At 43.9% G+C, this 19,475-nt stretch carries 15 protein-coding genes; 10 read left to right on the forward strand and 5 right to left on the reverse strand.

Going from position 1 to position 19,475, the window contains the following annotated elements; all coding sequences use genetic code 11:
- The first annotated feature begins 751 nt into the window (after positions 1 to 751).
- Positions 752 to 2,035: a globin-coupled sensor protein gene (locus VKA52_RS04535; protein WP_160910601.1), complete on the forward strand. Its 1,284-nt coding sequence runs from the start codon at positions 752 to 754 to the stop codon at positions 2,033 to 2,035.
- Positions 2,036 to 2,129: 94 nt separating this feature from the next.
- Here VKA52_RS04535 and VKA52_RS04540 read toward each other — a convergent pair whose 3' ends face one another.
- From VKA52_RS04540 to VKA52_RS04555, 4 genes are read right to left on the reverse strand one after another with little or no spacing between them, the layout of a single operon-like run.
- On the reverse strand, positions 2,130 to 2,639 hold the full coding sequence (locus VKA52_RS04540; protein ID WP_237417388.1) for a hypothetical protein: 510 nt from the start codon (positions 2,637 to 2,639) through the stop codon (positions 2,130 to 2,132).
- Positions 2,639 to 2,863 carry a hypothetical protein gene (locus tag VKA52_RS04545; protein ID WP_237417389.1) on the reverse strand — a complete coding sequence of 75 codons (225 nt, stop codon included), beginning with the start codon at positions 2,861 to 2,863 and terminating at the stop codon, positions 2,639 to 2,641. Before VKA52_RS04545 ends, VKA52_RS04540 begins: the two co-directional genes overlap by 1 nt.
- Entirely contained in the window at positions 2,860 to 3,309 is a 450-nt protein-coding gene (locus VKA52_RS04550) for a DUF948 domain-containing protein (protein WP_160910602.1), read from the reverse strand. Before VKA52_RS04550 ends, VKA52_RS04545 begins: the two co-directional genes overlap by 4 nt.
- Positions 3,310 to 3,327: 18 nt before the next feature.
- A complete protein-coding gene (locus tag VKA52_RS04555) occupies positions 3,328 to 3,741 on the reverse strand; it encodes a DUF948 domain-containing protein (protein ID WP_160910603.1) in 414 nt (137 codons plus the stop codon).
- 734 nt (positions 3,742 to 4,475) lie between these two features.
- Here VKA52_RS04555 and glgB point away from each other — a divergent pair.
- The 9 genes from glgB to VKA52_RS04600 all read left to right on the forward strand — a co-directional run bounded on the left by glgB (position 4,476) and on the right by VKA52_RS04600 (position 18,167).
- On the forward strand, positions 4,476 to 6,395 hold the full coding sequence (glgB, locus tag VKA52_RS04560; RefSeq protein ID WP_160910604.1) for a 1,4-alpha-glucan branching protein GlgB: 1,920 nt from the start codon (positions 4,476 to 4,478) through the stop codon (positions 6,393 to 6,395).
- Positions 6,385 to 7,545 (forward strand): glucose-1-phosphate adenylyltransferase, encoded by a 1,161-nt coding sequence (locus VKA52_RS04565; protein WP_160910605.1) that lies wholly within the window; start codon positions 6,385 to 6,387, stop codon positions 7,543 to 7,545. Before glgB ends, VKA52_RS04565 begins: the two co-directional genes overlap by 11 nt.
- Positions 7,546 to 7,557: 12 nt before the next feature.
- The gene (gene glgD, locus VKA52_RS04570; RefSeq protein ID WP_326314347.1) at positions 7,558 to 8,664 is read left to right on the forward strand and encodes a glucose-1-phosphate adenylyltransferase subunit GlgD; all 1,107 of its coding nucleotides are present in this window, start codon (positions 7,558 to 7,560) and stop codon (positions 8,662 to 8,664) included.
- A gap of 120 nt (positions 8,665 to 8,784) precedes the next feature.
- Positions 8,785 to 10,215: a glycogen synthase GlgA gene (glgA, locus tag VKA52_RS04575; protein WP_160910607.1), complete on the forward strand. Its 1,431-nt coding sequence runs from the start codon at positions 8,785 to 8,787 to the stop codon at positions 10,213 to 10,215.
- 29 nt (positions 10,216 to 10,244) lie between these two features.
- On the forward strand, positions 10,245 to 12,683 hold the full coding sequence (locus tag VKA52_RS04580) for a glycogen/starch/alpha-glucan phosphorylase (RefSeq protein ID WP_326314354.1): 2,439 nt from the start codon (positions 10,245 to 10,247) through the stop codon (positions 12,681 to 12,683).
- Positions 12,684 to 12,707: 24 nt separating this feature from the next.
- Positions 12,708 to 14,627 (forward strand): glycoside hydrolase family 13 protein, encoded by a 1,920-nt coding sequence (locus VKA52_RS04585; RefSeq protein WP_326314348.1) that lies wholly within the window; start codon positions 12,708 to 12,710, stop codon positions 14,625 to 14,627.
- Positions 14,628 to 14,638: 11 nt separating this feature from the next.
- Entirely contained in the window at positions 14,639 to 15,013 is a 375-nt protein-coding gene (locus VKA52_RS04590) for a PH domain-containing protein (RefSeq protein WP_160910609.1), read from the forward strand.
- A 923-nt stretch (positions 15,014 to 15,936) separates the two neighbouring features.
- Entirely contained in the window at positions 15,937 to 17,283 is a 1,347-nt protein-coding gene (gene rpoN / locus VKA52_RS04595; protein ID WP_326314349.1) for an RNA polymerase factor sigma-54, read from the forward strand.
- 59 nt (positions 17,284 to 17,342) lie between these two features.
- Complete coding sequence (locus tag VKA52_RS04600) at positions 17,343 to 18,167, forward strand: YihY/virulence factor BrkB family protein (protein WP_160910611.1); 825 nt, start codon at positions 17,343 to 17,345, stop codon at positions 18,165 to 18,167.
- 80 nt (positions 18,168 to 18,247) lie between these two features.
- Here the strand turns inward: VKA52_RS04600 and VKA52_RS04605 are convergent, their stop codons facing one another.
- A complete protein-coding gene (locus VKA52_RS04605) occupies positions 18,248 to 19,300 on the reverse strand; it encodes a DmpA family aminopeptidase (RefSeq protein WP_326314350.1) in 1,053 nt (350 codons plus the stop codon).
- Positions 19,301 to 19,475: the final 175 nt, after the last annotated feature.

Below are 19,475 nucleotides of genomic sequence, written 5' to 3' on the forward strand. Positions count from 1 at the left end.
GGTTTCGTTACCTTATTGGGCGTCGGGGATGGCTGGGAAGCTACTCGCTTTCCTGTGGGGGAGTGGCGAGCTTCCTCGGGCTACGCCCTGCGGGATCTCGCCGATCTCCTTTCTCCCACGGGAGTCTCGCAGCTTCCCAACCACCCCTTTCGATGTATGAGTGTAACGAACCCCTTTACCAAGTAGGATGGCATCCCGCTACCTCGATTGTTGTAACCATAAAACGCTCTGTATCAAGCTTTCAGGGTTCAAGTGTCTCTGGATGGGAGTTTATAATGATACTCCATCAAACTGAATAGCTGATGATTCGGGAAGTGGTTTCGAGATACTTCTATGTCAAAGGGGCGGAGGGGAATGGCGAGACTCCTATCTTAAGTGTGCAGGCGCCTTGGTCAGCGGCGTATGGACTGGACTGAGCTGGCGGAGATAAAGGAAACACGAAGAACGAAGTGATTCGATGTTGACTTATCGTACAGAAGCGAGGGAAGTCTCACTAGCCGCTAGGCGCCGGAACCGGATATCTAGGAGGGAAAAAGTGCTTGGTGAGACCCCACAGGACGCAGTCCGAGGAGGCTCGCCGCGCTCCCGCGGAAAGCGAGCTATTCCCCGCAGCCCCCGTCACTCAACAAAAGTCTCGAAACTGAGTCTTCAACTAAAGGGAGCGTTTGTGGAAGAAATAGAATCTTGCTAAACTGTTCGGTCGTTTAAGTCGATATTACTAGAAGAGAGAGTCAACTTAAGGGGGATGCACATGGGTTTATTCATGACAAAGAAAAAAGAGGTAGTTAGACCGCTCGGTGAAGGATATACAGGAGTCATTAACATACCAGAAGACTCTGATCTACATACACAATTCGAAATGGTTCATCTTAAAGAACAGGATTTAGCGATCCTGCAATCACTAAAGCCAATAATCAGCAATCATATTGATCAAATCGTACCCCAATTTTATAAAAACTTGGAACATGAACCATCGTTAGAACGGATTATCAATGACCACAGTTCTGTCGATCGTTTAAAACAAACACTGAAAGTTCATATTAAGGAAATGTTCAACGGTACGATTGATACCACCTTTATTGAAAAAAGGAAAAGGATTGCAGCTGTCCATTTGAAAATTGGGCTGGAACCGAAATGGTACATGTCTGCTTTTCAGGACCTTTTATTATCTTTCATGGATATTTATGAACAAGATCTTCCACGTGAGCATTTTGGGGAGGCCACTCGTGCAACGACCAAAATTTTAAATATTGAGCAGCAGCTCGTACTTGAAATGTACCAGGAAGAAGCTAAGGAACTTCGGCAGATTGAAGTGGAGAGAAGAGAAGAGGCGTACCGTCGAGTAGATCAATTGTCTGAAGAGGTGGCAGCTGTCTCTCAGCAGGCGAGTGCTTCAACAGAACAGTTGACGGAACAGACAGATAAAATTGTGGGGGATTCGAAGAAAGGTTCTCAAGTCGCTCAACAAGTGGAACAGCAGTCGATGGATGGGAAACAGCGCCTGGAAATTCAACAAAAACAAATGAACCAGATTCAGGAAAACATCAATGAAATTTCTGGTGACATGGAAAAATTAAAGCACGTCGCTGAAGAAATCAGTAAGATCGTAACCATTGTCTCTTCCATTGCAGAGCAGACGAATTTACTCTCATTGAATGCTTCGATTGAAGCTGCACGAGCTGGTGAGCATGGTGCAGGATTTACTGTGGTCGCGAATGAGGTACGGAAGTTGTCTGAGCAGACGCAGAACTCAGTTGCAGAAGTTTCAGATTTGATTTCCACTACCAGTGGGCAGATTCATAACGTTTCAAGTAATGTTGGAAACATCAACACCATGATTTCTGAAGGTGCAGACAGCATGGGTCAAATCAATCAGTTTTTCACAGAAATCGTATCTGCGATGGGTCAAAACAAGATGTATAATGCAGGGATTGAAGCAGAGCTGGAACAATTCGCTCAGGTGATTGAGGAAATCAATGACGCGGTTTATAAAGTGGCAGCCTCTTCTCAACAGTTGACGGAACTTACAGATTAGAACGGAAGAAGCGAACCAGTGCTTCCTCCTTCTTTGTCGCGAAAAAAGAGAAGCCCTGCGCCATTGCGCAGGGCTTCATTCATGTAATATAGAACTAGCGTTGAGGATTGACCTCTACGACTTTTTCTTGAGGTACCGTTGCATTTTCCTCTTGGGAATCTTCTCTAAGCTCGTCCTTCGCTTCTCTGGCTTTATCGCCAACTTCCTGCAGATCTTCTCCTGCATCTTTGGCTGTGTTTATGATCTCTTCAGACTCTTCTTTAATATCTTTCGCTTTATCAGCAATTTCTTTTCCTTGGTTGTTAAATACATCTTGAACAGTTGCAGCTGCCTCACTTACAATGTTCACCACATTGCGGACGCGTGTGACCAGGTCATCTTTTTTCGCAGATGGATCTTCTTTCACTTCCGAAGCATAATCAGAAACCGCGTCTTTTGTTGAACGTGTACCCTCTTTCAGACGTTTTCTTTCTTTAGGGTCTTTAATAAGAATAAAAGCCCCGCCAATTAATGCTCCTGTTAAGATCGCAACAGGCAGTTTTTTATTGCCTCTTTTTTTAGTTGTTTGTGTTTGTGGCTGCTGGTTTACATTTTGGTTTTCCATTAGGAAATTCCCCTTTCGGTTTTTAAATTTTTTTGAGCTTCCATGCGTAGTTTTTCTTTCGTCGATTGAATGTCTTCATATTGATTTCTACCTGTATTATAAAACTCCTCTTTTTTGCGGTCATACTTCATCTTTGAAATGGATGGTTCCTTCCTCCATATTCTCAATGCTATTCCACCGACGAACCCGGCGACGATGCCGATCATCCATTCGAGTGCCTTCATGAGGAGGTCGTCTCCACTTGAGCGGTCTTGAGTGCCTTCCGTTTCTGTGAAAAGTAATAGGTCAAAGCAAGAGCTCCGTAAACGCCGCGCCAACCTTCTTCGTTAATCTTTTGTTCACCTTCATGTGTCGTCTGCTTCAGTGAGTATGTCATGTCAACAAGAGAGGACGTAAGCTTCCTGGAAGACTCACCGATATCCCCTACGATATAGAAAAGAGGACTGAGCGCCCGGATCTTTTCATTGACGTCTGCTAATGTATCGTTACTTTGGTGCAGGACACCTGTCGTCTCTTTCATGACAGAATCCAGTTGCTCCGGCAGTTGATCGACAGTTTTTTTAACGCCGCCAAGGACCCCTGCCAAGTTGTTCAATGCTTTAATAAGGAAAATGGAAACAATCGCAAAGGCGATTCCGATAATGAGAACACCGATTCCTAGAAAGTCCATCTGAAAAACCTCTCTTCTTTATTGTACTTTTTTTCTTTTCCATTTCAGATACAGTTCAATCGCTGCATCCCCCCAACGGAGTGCTTTTGTTACTTTTTCGTCTCTTTCATGAGAAGCGTGCGCCACACTCTCAGAAACGCCCTGGATGGATTGGTTCACATGACCCACCGTTGTACCGACATTGCCGAGGGCATCCATCAGACCATCAAGCGTCTTCGTTTTCGTTTCAATATCTGAAGCGATGTGATTCGTTTTCTTAAGTAAACTTTCCGATTCTGTAGTGATGCCCTGCATTTGCCCTTCGACTTTTTCTAACGTCTGTGAAACGCTCGTCATCGTACTCGATGCAGCTTTCAGTGTTTTCACAACGAAAATGGCTATGAATGCAAAGGCGATCGCGATGATGAGTAAACTGATTCCCGCTAATGACATGACTCTTCACCTCTTTTATGTTTTAAGGATTTCTCTACCTGCTTTTTGCCAATAGAGAAAAAGCCAATGGAGTTTCTACCTCCAGCTGACCCTTTAATTCTTTTAAAGCTATACCACTAATCTATTTCAATGAAACACTATACACTTTAGAAGTTTATGTAAATTCAAAAGATCGTTCCTTTTCCTTAAAAGGGAAGGAAGGGCGTATTCTTTCTGTATGGGGAAAGTAGAAAAAACATAGATAGAATTGATCCGTTACGCCGTGACTGCTTGATTCTTTCCTTTTCATCCCACGCCCGTTGATTAAAATGAATCTACACCAGGTACGGAGTGTACTTTTCATCTTTAGAGGCGAAAAACGCTTTTACTATGTAGGAAGAGGAACAAACAGAGGCCATGCCTCTAAACGACAATACAAAATGAATGATCACTATAAAAGTCCTATATTTGGAATCTTTTTTCTTAGTAAGGTTTTTCCATAAAAGGAAGAGGGAAGTACATATTTATGCAAGCGCTTACTTATAAACGTTGTTATAAAAGTAAGCGGAAATAATGAAGATGTATAAAAATTCGTCACGATTCGACAAAACTTTTCAGAAAATTTTTATTAATAGCAATTGTAAAAGAGGTTTCCTGATTTTATGATGAATATAGGCAAAAACAAAACACGTAAATTTTTTGCATTGTTCATCAACAGAAACTAAAAATCTACTAATTTAAAGAGGAGTGATGGTGTGGTCCAAGATACAACTCTAGAGCATGATATCTATTTATTCCATGAAGGAAACCTCCGTTACAGTCACAGGCTGCTCGGTGCGCATCCGGATACGAGAAACGGAGAGAAAGGCATTCGTTTCACCGTCTGGGCTCCCCATGCGGTTCAGATGAGTGTCGTCGGGATGTTCAACGATTGGGACGGCCGGAAGAATCCGATGGAAAAAATCAATGATAACGGAATTTGGATCGCCTTCATTCCGGGTCTTGAAAAAGGCACGATATATAAGTATGAAATATTAACGGCTCACGGGCATCTTCAGCTGAAAGCGGATCCATATGCAATCTCCAGTGAACTTCGACCTGATACGGCATCTGTCGTCTACCCCTTGGATAATTACTCCTGGAGCGATGGCGAATGGATGAAACAGAGAAAAGCGAAGAACCCCTATGAATCTCCGATGTCCATCTACGAGCTTCATCTAGGTTCATGGAAAAACATCGAACCTGAGGTCTTCTACAATTACAGGGATTACGCTGAGATGGTGATTCCCTACGTCAAAGATTTAGGATACACCCATATTGAACTCCTTCCACTAACGGAGCATCCCTTTGATCGTTCATGGGGCTATCAGGCGACCGGGTACTTTTCTGTCACCTCCCGCTATGGAACCCCGGATGACTTTAAATATTTTGTCGACCAGTGTCATAAATATGGGATCGGTGTCATATTGGATTGGGTGCCTGGTCATTTTTGTAAGGACGCCCACGGGTTACGCCGTTTTGATGGAGAAGCTCTCTATGAATATGCAAACCCTAGTAAAGCGGAGAAAACGCAGTGGGGTACGCTTACGTTCGATTTTGCTAGAAACGAAGTTCAGAGCTTCCTGATTTCGAACGCGATCTACTGGCTGAAAGAATACCATCTAGATGGCCTGCGGGTCGATGCCGTGGCTAGCATGCTTTACTTAGACTTCGGCAAGGAAGATGGCGAATGGGAACTGAATGAGTACGGCGGCCGTGAAAACTTGGAAGCCGTATCGTTTATTAAAAAAATGAACGAAGCCATTTTTGAGGAAACTCCAGATGTATTGATGATGGCCGAAGAGTCCACATCATGGCCACTCGTTAGTGCACCCACCTATATCGGGGGGCTTGGCTTCAATTATAAATGGAACATGGGTTGGATGAATGACATGCTCAAGTATATGGAAATGGATCCTATTCATAGGAAATACCACCATAACTTGATTACTTTCTCTTTGTTCTATGCTTTTTCCGAGAATTTTGTATTACCGATTTCTCATGATGAAGTCGTTCATGGTAAGAAATCGTTGTTAAATAAAATGCCGGGTGATTACTGGCAGAAATTTGCGAACCTGCGGGCCTTTCTCGCCTACATGTATGCCCACCCAGGGAAGAAACTCATGTTCATGGGAGGTGAATTCGGACAGTTCGATGAGTGGAAAGATTTAGAGGATTTGGATTGGGAACTGTTGGATTATGATTCCCACGCCTCCATTTTGGATTATACGAAACAGTTGCACCAATTGTATCAGGATATGCCAGCCTTATGGGAACTCGACCATAAGGAAGAGGGCTTCATGTGGATCGATGCCAACAACTATGAGCAGAGCATCATCTCATTTGTCCGCAACAGCCGTACATCGAATGACCAACTAGTGGTCGTCTGCAACTTTACTCCAGAAGTCTATCATGATTATAGAGTAGGAGTACCGAAACACGGCTCATACAAAGAGATCTTCTCGAGCGATGCGGAACATTTCGGAGGTTCTGGGCAGACGAACGGCCTGCCTTTAGACAGCGTACCTTCCCCATGGCAAGGACAGGATCAGCATATTACCATGACGATTCCCCCGCTCGGTGTGAGCTTCTTGAAAAGAACTTCAGTATCCAAGGAGGAAAATCATGAAAAATAAAGAGTGTGTAGCAATGCTTCTGGCTGGCGGCCAAGGAACCAGACTGAAGTCATTAACCAAACAAATTGCAAAACCTGCTGTTTACTTTGGCGGAAAATATAGAATCATCGACTTTCCATTAAGCAATTGTACCAATTCAGGAATCGACACAGTCGGTGTCCTTACCCAGTATGAGCCCTTAATTTTGAATGACTATATTGGCATTGGGGACACCTGGGATCTTGACCGAAAATACGGTGGTGTTTCCGTTCTGCCCCCATTCATGCAGGCAGAAGGAGGCGGCTGGTACACAGGTACAGCCAACGCTATTTACCGTAACTTGAAGTTTTTGAATCAATATGAACCAGAACACGTTCTTGTGCTGTCTGGAGACCACATTTATAAGATGGATTACGGCGCAATGCTTGATTATCATAAAGGGTCCGGCGCTGATGCAACCATTTCAGTTATCGAAGTACCGTGGGAAGATGCGAACCGTTTTGGCATTATGAACACGGATGGAGATGGAAGAATTACTGAGTTTGATGAAAAACCTGCGAATCCGAAGAGTAATCTGGCGTCTATGGGTGTCTACATTTTCCGTTGGGATGTGTTGAAACAGTACCTGATTGAAGATGCAGAAAAAGAAAATTCCTCCCATGACTTTGGGAAAGACATCATTCCCGCTCTTCTTTACGATTATAAAAAGTTAATGGCTTACACATTCGAAGGTTACTGGAAGGATGTCGGTACGATCGACAGCCTTTGGGAAGCGAACATGGATCTTCTGAAGAGGGAGCCTGAACTGGATTTGAACGATTCAAAGTGGCGCATTTACTCGAAGAACCCGAATCAGCCGCCCCAATATATCGCGCCGACGGCTCATGTGAGAAATGCATTGATCAATGAGGGCTGCCGCATTAAGGGATCTGTAGATACATCCATCATTTTCTATGGTGTTCACGTGGATGAATCTTCGGTCGTCAAAGACAGTGTCATCATGCCTGATGTGAAAATCGGTAAAAATGTGAAGATTCACAGGGCCATCATTTCAAAAGGAAGCGTCATTGAGGATGGGGCAGTCATCGGCGACCCGTCACCAGAAAGTGAAATTACACTCGTGGCAGATGAAGGCAGTGTCCTTGCCACAAGTTATGCTACCAATAGTTAAAGGGAGGATTTTATGGATCGTATAGCAGGAATCATAAACTTAGATCACGAACAAGACATGTTGGATGAGTTGACCTATTTCCGTTGTGGCGCCGCCGTACCATTTGCGGGACGTTACCGGATGATCGACTTTGCCATTTCAAATATGACAAATTCCCGAATTGAATCCGTAGCCGTATTCGCGCGCAGAAAATACCGCTCCCTCATGGATCATTTGGAGCAAGGGAAAGCGTGGGACTTGGATCGCAAGCGTGGCGGGCTGTTCATCCTTCCTCCAGACTGGAATGATCCAACAGACATTTCACGTGGCGATTTGCAGCATTTCCACAACAATATCGATTTCATCAATCGAACGTTAGCCAACTATATTGTTGTTTCAGGTTCACAGCATATCTGCAACATCAATTATCAGGATGTGCTGCAAGAACATAAAAGTTCTGGTGCAGATGTTACGGTTATCTACAAAAAAGTGGATGAACTTTATCCAGAGCACCAACGAGCTCACAAGCTTGACGTTGATGAAGACAACCGGGTGACAGCGATCCACAATGATCATAGCAATAAGAATGTGTACATGGATATGTACATCATTGAGAAAGATCTCCTATACAATTTGATCGAGAAGTGCATTGCTCATGGCTGCTCCCACTTTTTCTTAGACGGGATTAAAGCGAAACTGCCTGAGATTAATATCCATGCGTATGAATACCATGGTGGTCATGCCCTGGTGAACTCTGTTGAAAGCTACTACCGCAATAGTGCGAAGCTCTTGAATCCGGAAGAACATGATGAGTTGTTCAAAGATGATGCTCCCGTCTTCACTAAAATTAAAAATGAAGCACCTTCCAACTATACCGTTACTTCCAACGTTTCCAATACGATGGTCGCAAATGGATGTGTCATTGAAGGTCATGTCGAAGACAGCATTCTCTTCCGTGGTGTGAAAGTCGCTGAAGGAGCCGTCATCAAAAACTCAATCATTATGCAACGTTGTGAAATTGATAGCAATGCCGTTTTAGAAAACGTCATTCTCGATAAAGATTGCAGCATTTCAAACGGAAAGACATTAATCGGTGCGCCAGAGAAGCCGTATGTCGTAGCAAAAAGAAGAACAATGTAATACCCCCATGAAGGGACTGTCCGGATTTCATCACTCTGACAGTCCTTTTCATGTAATCAGCTCATTCGTGATGTTTTGAACATGTTTTTGAACGTATAAAATTAAAGGAGTGGGTAAAACGTGAATGTTTTGATGATTGGTTCTGAGTGTACCCCTTTTATTAAAACAGGTGGTCTGGCTGATGTTTTAGGTTCTCTACCTCATGCCTTAAAAAATCAGGGCGCGGATGTCAGGGTTGTCCTGCCGAAATATGAAAACATGGATGATCACTGGAAAGAACAGCTGGAACATCTGGGTGAAATGAATGTACAGCTTGGCTGGCGCAGTCAATATGCTGGAATCGAATATATCAAATATGAAGGCATTCCTGTCTATTTCATAGATAACGAGTATTATTTCAAGCGTTCTAATCTATACGGATATGATGATGAAGCGGAGCGATTCGTATTCTTCAATCGTGCCGTGATGGATTGGGTCTGTGAGATGGACTGGACGCCTGATGTTTTGCATTGCCACGACTGGCAGACAGGGTTGATTCCGGTTTACTTACATACCCACTATAAGGAAGTTGAAAAACTTCAAGGTATGAAAACCGTTTTTACTATCCATAATTTGAAGTATCAAGGCGTATTTGCCCAATCCGTGCTTCATGATTTGATGGACTTTGATGAGAATATGATGACAGAAGATGCGTTTGAATTTTTCGGGGACATCAATTTCATGAAAGGGGCCTTGAATTACGCGGACTTCATTACAACGGTCAGTGAAACTTACGCAAAAGAGATTCAAACGCCTTATTATGGGGAAAACCTAGATGGAGTGTTACGAAAACGTACTGATGAATTGATCGGGATCGTCAACGGCATCGATGATCAAAACTATAACCCTATGAAAGATGATGCCCTGGCGTTTCCTTATCGCAGTTCTTTAATCAAGAAAGCCCAAAACAAAATGTGGCTGCAGGCGGAGCTTGGTTTGCCAGTCAGAAAAGATGTTCCAATGATTGGCATCGTTTCCAGGCTGGTGGAGCAAAAAGGATTCGATTTGATCGGTCGGGTCATCGATGAGTTATTACATGACGATGACGTTCAGATCGTCTTACTTGGTACAGGAGAATACCAATATGAACAAATGCTCCAGTGGGCCCAGCACCGACACCCAGAAAAAATGTCTACGAATATTCGTTTTTCAGAACCTTTTTCCAGACAGATTTATGCGGCGAGCGATCTATTTCTCATGCCGTCCCGTTTTGAGCCATGTGGCATCGGCCAGTTGATAGCTTTACGATATTTGGCTGCCCCCATTGTAAGAGAAACGGGAGGACTCGCGGACACCGTTCAGCCATATAATGAAGAGACGGGAGAAGGGAACGGATTTACGTTTACCAACTACAACGCCCATGACATGCTGTACACCATTCGCAGAGCTCTGGAATTCTATCAGGAACCTGCTGCTTGGCAGAATCTTGTGAAGAACATTTGCAAGAGTAAGTTCACATGGAAAAACTCTGCTGATCAATATATGGATCTTTATCAATCCATGTTTCGTTAGCAGGGGTGATAGGAGGAACCTTCATGGTGATGTTCAGTGACAAAGAAGAATTCAAGACAGAGTTCAAAGCCCAGTTGGAGAGTAAGTTTGGTAAGACCATAGACACAGCATCCGAATTCGATACGTACCGGGCGCTTGGGGCTTTGATCCGTGAGAAGATCAATAAAGATTGGCTGAAGACGAACCGGGAGTACAAAACAAATAAAACCAAGCAGGTGTATTACTTTTCCATGGAATTTCTAATGGGACGTCTGCTCGGTAATAATTTATTGAATTTAGACGTACTTTCGCTTGTTGAAGAAGGATTAGCGGATCTCGGCCTCTCTTTATCGGAACTCGAAAAAAAGGAAAGTGATGCTGGTCTTGGTAATGGCGGCTTAGGACGATTAGCTGCTTGTTTTCTCGATTCCCTTGCTTCTTTAGAATTAGCTGGGCATGGCTATGGTCTCCGGTACCGATATGGAATGTTCGATCAGCATATCATTGATGGAAAACAGGTGGAGTTCCCGGATTATTGGCTTTCAAAAGAATTCATCTGGGAGGTCCGTCGCCCTGAAGATGCGATTGAAGTTCGCTTTGGTGGGAATGTGTCATCGACTAGAGATAAAGATGGAAAACTCCATTTCAAATATGAAAACTATGAACCCATTCAGGCCGTCCCTTACGATGTACCTGTTGTCGGTTACCATAACGATACGGTGAATACCTTAAGGCTCTGGTCCGCCGAACCCACGGTGGAGGATACGATGACAAAAGCGGAAAAGGAAGGGGTTTTTGGTCACTTTTTAGATCATAAACGATCCCTCGAGTCTATCTCGGACTTCCTTTACCCTGATGACTCTACAGAGGAAGGAAAGAGTCTTCGTTTAAAGCAGGAATACTTCTTAGTGTCCTCAGGCGTGCAATCGGTTGTGCGATCGTTTGAAAGACTGGGACTTCCATGGTCCTCGTTCCCTGATAAGGTAGCGCTTCATATCAATGACACACACCCGGCGCTCGTCATTCCTGAACTGATGAGGATCCTTATGGATGAAAAGGGGATTGGCTGGGAAAAAGCATGGGAGATTACACAGTCGTCTGTTTCCTATACGAATCACACAACATTAAGCGAGGCTCTCGAATCTTGGCCGGTGGGGCTTGTACGTTCATTGCTGCCTCGGATTTTCATGATTATCGATGAAATCAATGAAAGGTTTTGTCAGGGTTTATGGAAAACCTACCCTGGTGAATTCGATCGAATCGCGGATTTAGCTATTGTGGCGGATGGCCAGGTGAAAATGGCCCATTTGAGCATTGTCGGGAGTCACAGTATCAATGGAGTCGCGAAACTCCACACGGATATACTGAAGGAACGTGAAATGAAGCGCTTTTATAACACATTTCCTGAGCGCTTTAATAATAAAACGAACGGGATCACCCACCGTCGCTGGCTGATGCACGCAAACGGTCCGTTGAGCTCTGCAATCACGGAGGCTATTGGTGAGGAGTGGATGAAAGAGCCGAAGCAACTGAGCCGCTTGCTTGACCATAAAGATGACCTGGCTTTTCTTGACAAGCTCCATGAAATCAAGCAGGAGAACAAAGTCAACTTCGCGAACTGGGTGAAAAACACGCAAGGGATCACCGTCGATCCAAACTCCATCTTTGATGTTCATATCAAGCGACTGCACGGGTATAAACGTCAATTGCTCAATGCCCTTCATATTATGCATTTATATAATGAATTGAAATCAGATCCGACGCTTGATATTGTTCCGAGAACCTTCTTCTTCGGAGCAAAAGCAGCGCCAAGCTATCACTTTGCAAAGAAAGTAATTCAACTTATCAACCGCATCGCATCTGTGGTCAATAACGACCCTGATGTGAAGGATTATATAAAAGTCGTCTTCATACCAAACTACTCGGTTTCCATCGCAGAGAGAATTATACCAGCGAGCAATGTCAGTGAACAAATTTCAATGGCTACAAAGGAAGCTTCAGGCACAGGTAACATGAAGTTCATGATGAACGGAGCATTGACCCTTGGCACCATGGATGGGGCGAATGTGGAAATTCATGATCTTGTCGGAGATGATAACATTTACATTTTCGGTTTAACGTCTGATGAAGTGTGGGACTATTATCGAAACGGATCCTATTCTTCACGAGCTGTTTATGATAATGATGAGCGTGTCCGCCACATTATGGATGAACTCATTCATTACAGCCCGTTCTCCAAAGGAGAGACCGATTTTCAAGAGATCTATGATGCTTTATTAACCTATAATGATGAATATTTTGTGCTTAAGGATTTTGCCAGCTACGTATTAGCTCAGAAAAAGGTGAGTCAGGATTACCAACGCAAACGTCAGTGGAACTTAAAGAGTCTTGTCAATATCTCTCAATCCGGAGTTTTCTCAAGTGACCGGACCATTCAGGAATATGCCCGCGATATATGGGACATTCAACGTGTGAAGGCGTTGAAGTGAGGTACTATTTAGGGGGACGGATGTGTGAGACAAAAGGATATGTATCATAATAGTTTTGAAGAATCTTATCGAGAGCCTTTCGGTGCAGCGCCGAAGGGTTCTCCTGTTACGCTCAAAATTGACATCAATGACCGGTACAGGGTTTCCCACGTTATCCTTCACTACATCTTAGACCGTACAGACGATGAGAAGACGAAGGAGATGGACCTTTGCAGTCAGGAACATCAACAGGTATCTTATGAAGCTACCATCCGGATGCCTGAAAGGCCGCAGCTCATCTGGTATTTTTTCGAAATCATCCTAGAGGAACAGACCCTTTATTATGGACGGGAAAAAAGTTATGAGAGCGGGGAGGGGAAGGTGTACGATCATATCCCTCCTTCGTGGCAGATTACAGTGTACGATCCTTCGTATAAAACCCCGGATTGGTGGAAAAACGCGACGATGTATCAAATCTTCCCAGACCGGTTTTATACGGCAGGAGAGCTCGAAATGGAGAAAGCACCGGAGACGAGCCTCGTCCACGCCCATTGGGAAAACGATCCGGTCTACATTCGAAATGAACGGGGAGAAGTCATTCGTTGGGACTTTTTCGGTGGGAATTTAAAAGGAATCACTGAAAAACTTGATTATATTGAAGGTTTAGGGGTATCGGTTATTTATTTGAATCCGATATTCGAAGCGGAAAGCAACCACCGCTATGATACAGGCGATTACCACAAAGTCGATCCTCTCCTTGGTACGAAAGATGACTTGGAAACGTTGATCAAGGAAGCGGCTGATAGAGGTATTGAAATCATGCTGGACGGGGTTTTCAGTCATACTGGAAGCAACAGTATTTATTTTAACCGAGAAGGTAAGTATGATTCTCTCGGCGCGTATCAATCTAAAAATTCCCCGTACTACAGCTGGTACACCTTCCACCATTATCCGGATGAATATGATGCCTGGTGGGGCGTCGGAACGCTTCCGACATTGAATAAAGAAAATGAGGACTATCAGGATTTCCTCATCCATGATGAAGAGAGTGTCATTAAGACATGGCAGCAATCAGGTATGAAAAACTGGCGCTTGGATGTAGCTGATGAACTGACTGATGATTTGATCAGCCAAATCTATAGTCAGTTGAAGAAGAAAGATGAATCGAGTGTCCTTCTTGGGGAAGTTTGGGAGGATGCTTCTAACAAAACAGCTTACGGAAAACGACGGGACTACTTCTTGGGTGGCGTTCTTGATTCCGTGATGAACTACCCCATGCGCCGATTGATGCTGGACTTCATGAAGGGTGAAATGGATGCATATACTGTCCACCGCCGACTCATGACGTTAAGCGAACATTATCCGAAAGAGTATTTCTATGCCGTCATGAATATGCTTTCCAGTCACGATGTAGAGAGAATCCAAACGATGTTGGAAGACTATCTTCCAGATGATTTTAGTCAAGAGGAAGCAGAGAAACTCATCATCAAGCAAATCAAATCTCTCAGTCTATGGCTCTATGCTTTTCCGGGCGTGCCTTCCTTGTACTATGGAGATGAAGCGGGAGTGACGGGCGGAGCTGACCCTGATAACCGCAAACCATATCCTTGGGGTCGAGAGAATGGAGAACTGCTGGATTGGTATAAAAAAATCGGAGAGTGGAGGAAAGAGCATACCGCTCTCCGGACCGGTCATTGGAAGTCTTTCACCCTGGACAAAGATGTGATCGGTTTCGAACGCTGGACAGAAAACGGTGTGGACCATTTTAATGAAAAAACAAGTGATGAGCGAATGCTTTATATATTCAACCGGAATACAAGAAAGAAAATAGAGATCAATTTGCCAATACAAAAAGGGAAGTGGCAGAGTCAGGAAAACAAAAAGCGGATTTTCAGTTCAAAGAACAATGTATTAACCATAGAACTCGAACCATGTGAAGCTATGTTATTACGTTTAATGAAATAGGAGGGATACCGATGGGTTTTTTAGATGGTCTGATGGGTAATGCCAGTCAGGTGGATGTCGATAAAATTGAAAGAGAGCTTGAGGGCATTCTTATTGAAGGGGAAAACGTTCAAAGCGGTTACAAAGTTCTGAGAGATTCATTCATTTTTACAGACCGCCGCTTACTGCTTATCGATAAGCAGGGCATGACAGGGAAGAAGGTCGAGTACCACTCCATTCCTTATAAAAGTATCACTCACTTCAGTGTTGAGACAGCAGGCAGCTTTGACCTCGATTCTGAATTGAAAATCTGGCTCTCTGGAACGAGTGAACCGATTGGGAAACTCTTCAAAAAAGACAGCCCAATTGAAGAAGTCCAGCAAACCCTCGCTACCTTCGTATTATAAATGTTTCACGTGAAACAATTCTGAAAATAAGCCCGGAATTAAGCATCCGGGCTTATTTTTTATGCTTATTGTTCAACTATATGGCAGGTTTCTTGAAGACTCACTTTCGAGACTTTTGTTGAGTGGATGTGGGCTGCGGGGAATAGCTCGCTTTCCGCGGGAGCGCGGTGAGCCTCCTCGGACTGCGTCCTGTGGGGTCTCACCAAGCACTTTTTTCCTCTGTAGATATCCAGTTTCGGCGCCTAGCGGCTAGTGAGACTTCCCTCGCTTCTGTACGATAAGTCAACATCGAATCACTCCGTTCTCCGTGTTTCCTTTATCTCCGCCAGCTCAGTCCAGTCCATACGCCGCTGATCGAGGCACCTGCACACTTAAGTTAGGAGTCTCGCCATTCCCCTCCGCCCACTAACCAAAGAAGACACTCGAAACCACTACTTAAAAAATCAGCTCGTATAGTTATTCAGAAGTGAATGATATAAACTCTACCTCATAGACGTTTAGCAAACGCAAATGCTTGATGCAACACACTATATGCCCGCTTAGGGAGAAGAATTGGAACTTTACTTATGAATACAGTTGTTCTAATCATCCACTTCCCTCAACCATTCAAACTAACCCTTTTATAAGTGGTTTTGAGACACTTATAAGGTAAAGGGGCGGAGGGAAACGGTGAGACTCCTATGGGACGTGTGGGACAGGTGAGACCCCGGAAGGCGTAGCCTGAGGAGGCTCACCGCCCGCCCCGTGGAAAGCGAACCTTTTCCCGGAGCCCCTAGAATTACACGAACATCTCGAAACCGAGTCTTCAACTAAAGGGAGCGATAGTGATAAAATTACACTAGGAATCTGAAAATTCCATATATATTTGAATTTTTGGTCTGATTAGCCCATCATAAGTAATAGATATATACTGTTAAACAACAATGAAAGCGTTATCAAAACGAGGTGTGGAAATGAAGCTTGAATTGACTCATAAGCAAACGACAGGATTGGTAATGACAACAAAAATGCGTCAAGCAATCACGATGCTTCAATGGACCTCTGCTGAAATGTGGGAACATCTCCAGCAGGAAATCCATGAGAACCCCATTTTAACGTTAGAAACCCCAAGTATGATTCCTTCCCATCGTCATCATCGAGAGGCCTATCATGACCCAATCGACCAAATCGTACCCGATGAAAAAAACTGGCGTGATGGACTGGTGGAACAAGCTGGATGGTTGAAAGTGGACCAGTCATTAAAAGAGACGCTCCTTTTTTTAATTGATAGTTTAGATGAACGCGGGTTTTGTACAATATCTGAAGAAGAAGCGTCACTTCAAACCGGTCAATCACTGAACACGACTAAGCGGGCAAGACGCCTGTTATTACAGTTTGAACCGATGGGAGTCGGTTGTTTGGGTTTTAAAGAGTTTTTACTCTTCCAAGTAGAAAAGAAGCATCCCGATTCTTCCGTTTTAGCTGTTTTGATTGAAAATCATTTAGAAGACCTAGCCAATCAGAACTTTAAAAGGGTAGCTTGTGAACTGGACATAGAGGAATCGTGTGTTGTCGAAGCTTTGGAAGTTATCCAATCTTTAGAACCACGTCCGCTGCTTCCGAATTATGGACCGAACAATATACCGCCGATGCCTGATTTGATACTGGAAGAAAAAGACGGGGGATTTGTGTTGCGTGATCCTTTTTCTGTCAGCGGTCAAATCCAGTGGGATGAGCAGCTGGTACGTATGTACAAAGAAGGAAAAGAAGCCCATGAGTATTTGGAAGGCTGTTATAAAAAAGCGCGCTGGCTTCTGCAAAGCATAGAGCAGCGGCAGAACACGATTTTGAAAGTGGCGGAAGTGATTATCAAGCATCAGAGCACTTTTTTGAATGGTGGTTCATTGAGGCCGCTCACTTTAAAAAAGGTGGCAAAAAAACTGGGTGTCCATGAGTCAACGGTCAGCCGGACCGTGTCTAACAAAGTCTTGCAGACCCCCAAAGGATTATACCAATTAAAGAGCTTCTTTGTGACGGGTTATCAATCTTCAGATGGAGAAGAAGTCTCTTCTCAACACATTAAAGATTTAATAAGAGAGATGATTCAAAAAGAAAATCCACTGAAGGCTTTGTCTGATCAAAAGATGGCAGCAGAGTTAAAGGAAAAGCATAACGTGAAAGTGTCGCGCCGAACCGTTGCCAAATACCGCGAGTCTCTCAATCTCCCATCCTCTTCTAAACGAAGAGCATCGGCACGTGAAGGAGATTCTCCTATTCTTCTACATTCCTAGGTTAATTCCCTGAAAAAAGGGGGATAGTCTAGTAGAAGATGGATGAGGAGGCTTCCCTTGTGAAAAATTTGATATCCTATGTGAAAGATGTGATTTCTGAATTTCAAAAAGACAACATCCCCCTGCTTGGTGCAGCGCAGGCATACTATTACTTATTAGCCATCGTTCCCCTTTTAATTCTGGTATTATCCATTCTCCCCTATTTGAATATAGACGCTGAAACAGCTATTCAGGCGATGAGCAATGTCATACCCAGCGATACAGCCCAGGTGTTCCGGGAGAACATTGTCGCTGTAGTGGAGCAGCCAAGCGGTGGGCTTTTGACTGTAGGTATTTTAGGAACGCTTTGGTCTGCTTCCAATGGTATCAATGCGTTCATCCAGTCCTCGAACATGGCTTACAACGTGGAAGAGACAAGGTCGTTCATTAAGGTGCGTCTACTTTCCATTGTATTGACCATCGGGATGATCTTAGCGATTATCGTCGCCCTTGTTCTTCCTGTATTCGGCCAGGTCTTGATTGATATGATCAACCTGCCTTCTCAAACAGCCGTACTATTGCAAGTGTTGCGCTGGACGCTGAGTATCGTGGTTATTGGTGCCGTTCTCATGGCGCTTTATCACTTCGCGCCAAATAAGAATATTCCCTTTAAACATATCCTTCCGGGTGCAGTAATCACGGCTATTCTCTGGCAGTTAATTTCTCTTGCTTTCTCTTTCTATGTTAGTAATTTCGGCAATTATTCTGCCACCTATGGAAGCCTGGGAGGAATTATCATTTTAATGTTATGGTTTTTCCTTACAGGGATCATTTTAATGGTAGGAGCGGAGATTAATGTCATCTACCACCGTCGCCATGGCGGAGGTGAAAAGAAAGCAGCTTAACTTTTTTTGTTAGAAAAGAAGGTTCCGCGCCTCAGAGGAGGAGGGCGGAACCTTCTTCAATTTGACTTCCCCTCATTAGACTAAAATTGGATGGGGTGGCTTTCAAGCAGTTCCGTTAATGTAGGTCTTTGATGACTGTTTCTCCCCCTCACCGGTGTTGCTTGAAATAGAGATTCAAGAATGGATTCTTCGGTGGCTTCTCCAACAGCACGGAAAGCTTCATCTATATCTTCTTCATGGATAGATGAAAAAGATAACGGACCCTCGGGTTTTCCGTGGGGGATGGTTGTAGCGGTCGAGAATCCGAGAACAACATCACCACTTCCATTTCCAACCATTGACCCGGTCTTTGATAATCCAGTCACCGTTCGTTTACATATTCTTTTCAATTGCCGTTCTGACACGGGAAGGTCTGTAGCGACCACAATCATAATCGACCCTCGATCTTTTTCTTCTTCAGATTGAATATAGTTCTTCAATTGTTGCCCAACCGGTTGACCATCAATCCTGAGATCGCTCAGTTTACCGAAGTTTGTAAGGGTCAGAACACCTATTGTATAAGAACCGTGTGCAAGCTCCACCTTCCGGGAAGAAGAACCGATTCCGCCTTTCAATGAATAACACAGCATCCCGCGACCTGCTCCGACACACCCTTCTGTGAAGTGGTCTTTGGCATCTTCAACGGCTTGTAAAACATGCTCCTTCGTAACTGCTTGCTTCCTAATATCATTGATATACATATCGTTGCATTCCCCAATGACAGGGTTGACTGTCCCTGTGGTCCGACCGACCTCCTGGTTTCGCTCAAGAGTGTAAGCAACGAGTGCATCATACGCCGCTCCTACACCGAACGTGTTGGTCAATATGATGGGGGTTTCCAATGTTCCCAGTTCTTCAAGTTGAATGGTTCCCGCCGTCTTGCCAAACCCATTGATGACATGAGCCGAAGCTACTGTTTTATTTTGAAAAAGGTTGCCCTGGTGCGGAAGAATGGCAGTAACTCCTGTCTGTACATCATCCTTGTCTAATGTATAATGGCCGACCGTCACTCCGGGTACGTCGGTAATTTGATTTCGATCACCTACAGGCATAGATCCTATGATGATGTCGTTCTCTCGGGTTGTTTTATTCATTGTTACACCTCCACATGCTCTATTCGAAATAAAGCATGTAATTTCCTTCCTGGTGTATGTTCATACAAGCAAAGGATTTTATATGCACATTAAGATAGATAAGTAGATTTATTTTTGTATAAAACGAGTATAAGAGAAAAAAATTCTTCATTTTTTTTAAGTTTTTTGTTTGCGC

Origin of the sequence: Halobacillus sp. HZG1 (genome assembly GCF_035818575.1) — a bacterium.
Lineage (GTDB): Bacteria > Bacillota > Bacilli > Bacillales > Halobacillaceae > Halobacillus > Halobacillus litoralis.

Coding starts and splice junctions, on each gene's coding strand:
- VKA52_RS04535 (WP_160910601.1), top strand. CDS start 752: ATGGGTTTATTCATGACAAAGAAAAAAGAGGTAGTTAGACCGCTCGGT.
- VKA52_RS04540 (WP_237417388.1), bottom strand. CDS start 2,639: ATGGAAAACCAAAATGTAAACCAGCAGCCACAAACACAAACAACTAAA.
- VKA52_RS04545 (WP_237417389.1), bottom strand. CDS start 2,863: ATGAAGGCACTCGAATGGATGATCGGCATCGTCGCCGGGTTCGTCGGT.
- VKA52_RS04550 (WP_160910602.1), bottom strand. CDS start 3,309: ATGGACTTTCTAGGAATCGGTGTTCTCATTATCGGAATCGCCTTTGCG.
- VKA52_RS04555 (WP_160910603.1), bottom strand. CDS start 3,741: ATGTCATTAGCGGGAATCAGTTTACTCATCATCGCGATCGCCTTTGCA.
- VKA52_RS04565 (WP_160910605.1), top strand. CDS start 6,385: ATGAAAAATAAAGAGTGTGTAGCAATGCTTCTGGCTGGCGGCCAAGGA.
- glgD (WP_326314347.1), top strand. CDS start 7,558: ATGGATCGTATAGCAGGAATCATAAACTTAGATCACGAACAAGACATG.
- VKA52_RS04580 (WP_326314354.1), top strand. CDS start 10,245: ATGTTCAGTGACAAAGAAGAATTCAAGACAGAGTTCAAAGCCCAGTTG.
- VKA52_RS04590 (WP_160910609.1), top strand. CDS start 14,639: ATGGGTTTTTTAGATGGTCTGATGGGTAATGCCAGTCAGGTGGATGTC.
- rpoN (WP_326314349.1), top strand. CDS start 15,937: ATGAAAGCGTTATCAAAACGAGGTGTGGAAATGAAGCTTGAATTGACT.
- VKA52_RS04605 (WP_326314350.1), bottom strand. CDS start 19,300: ATGAATAAAACAACCCGAGAGAACGACATCATCATAGGATCTATGCCT.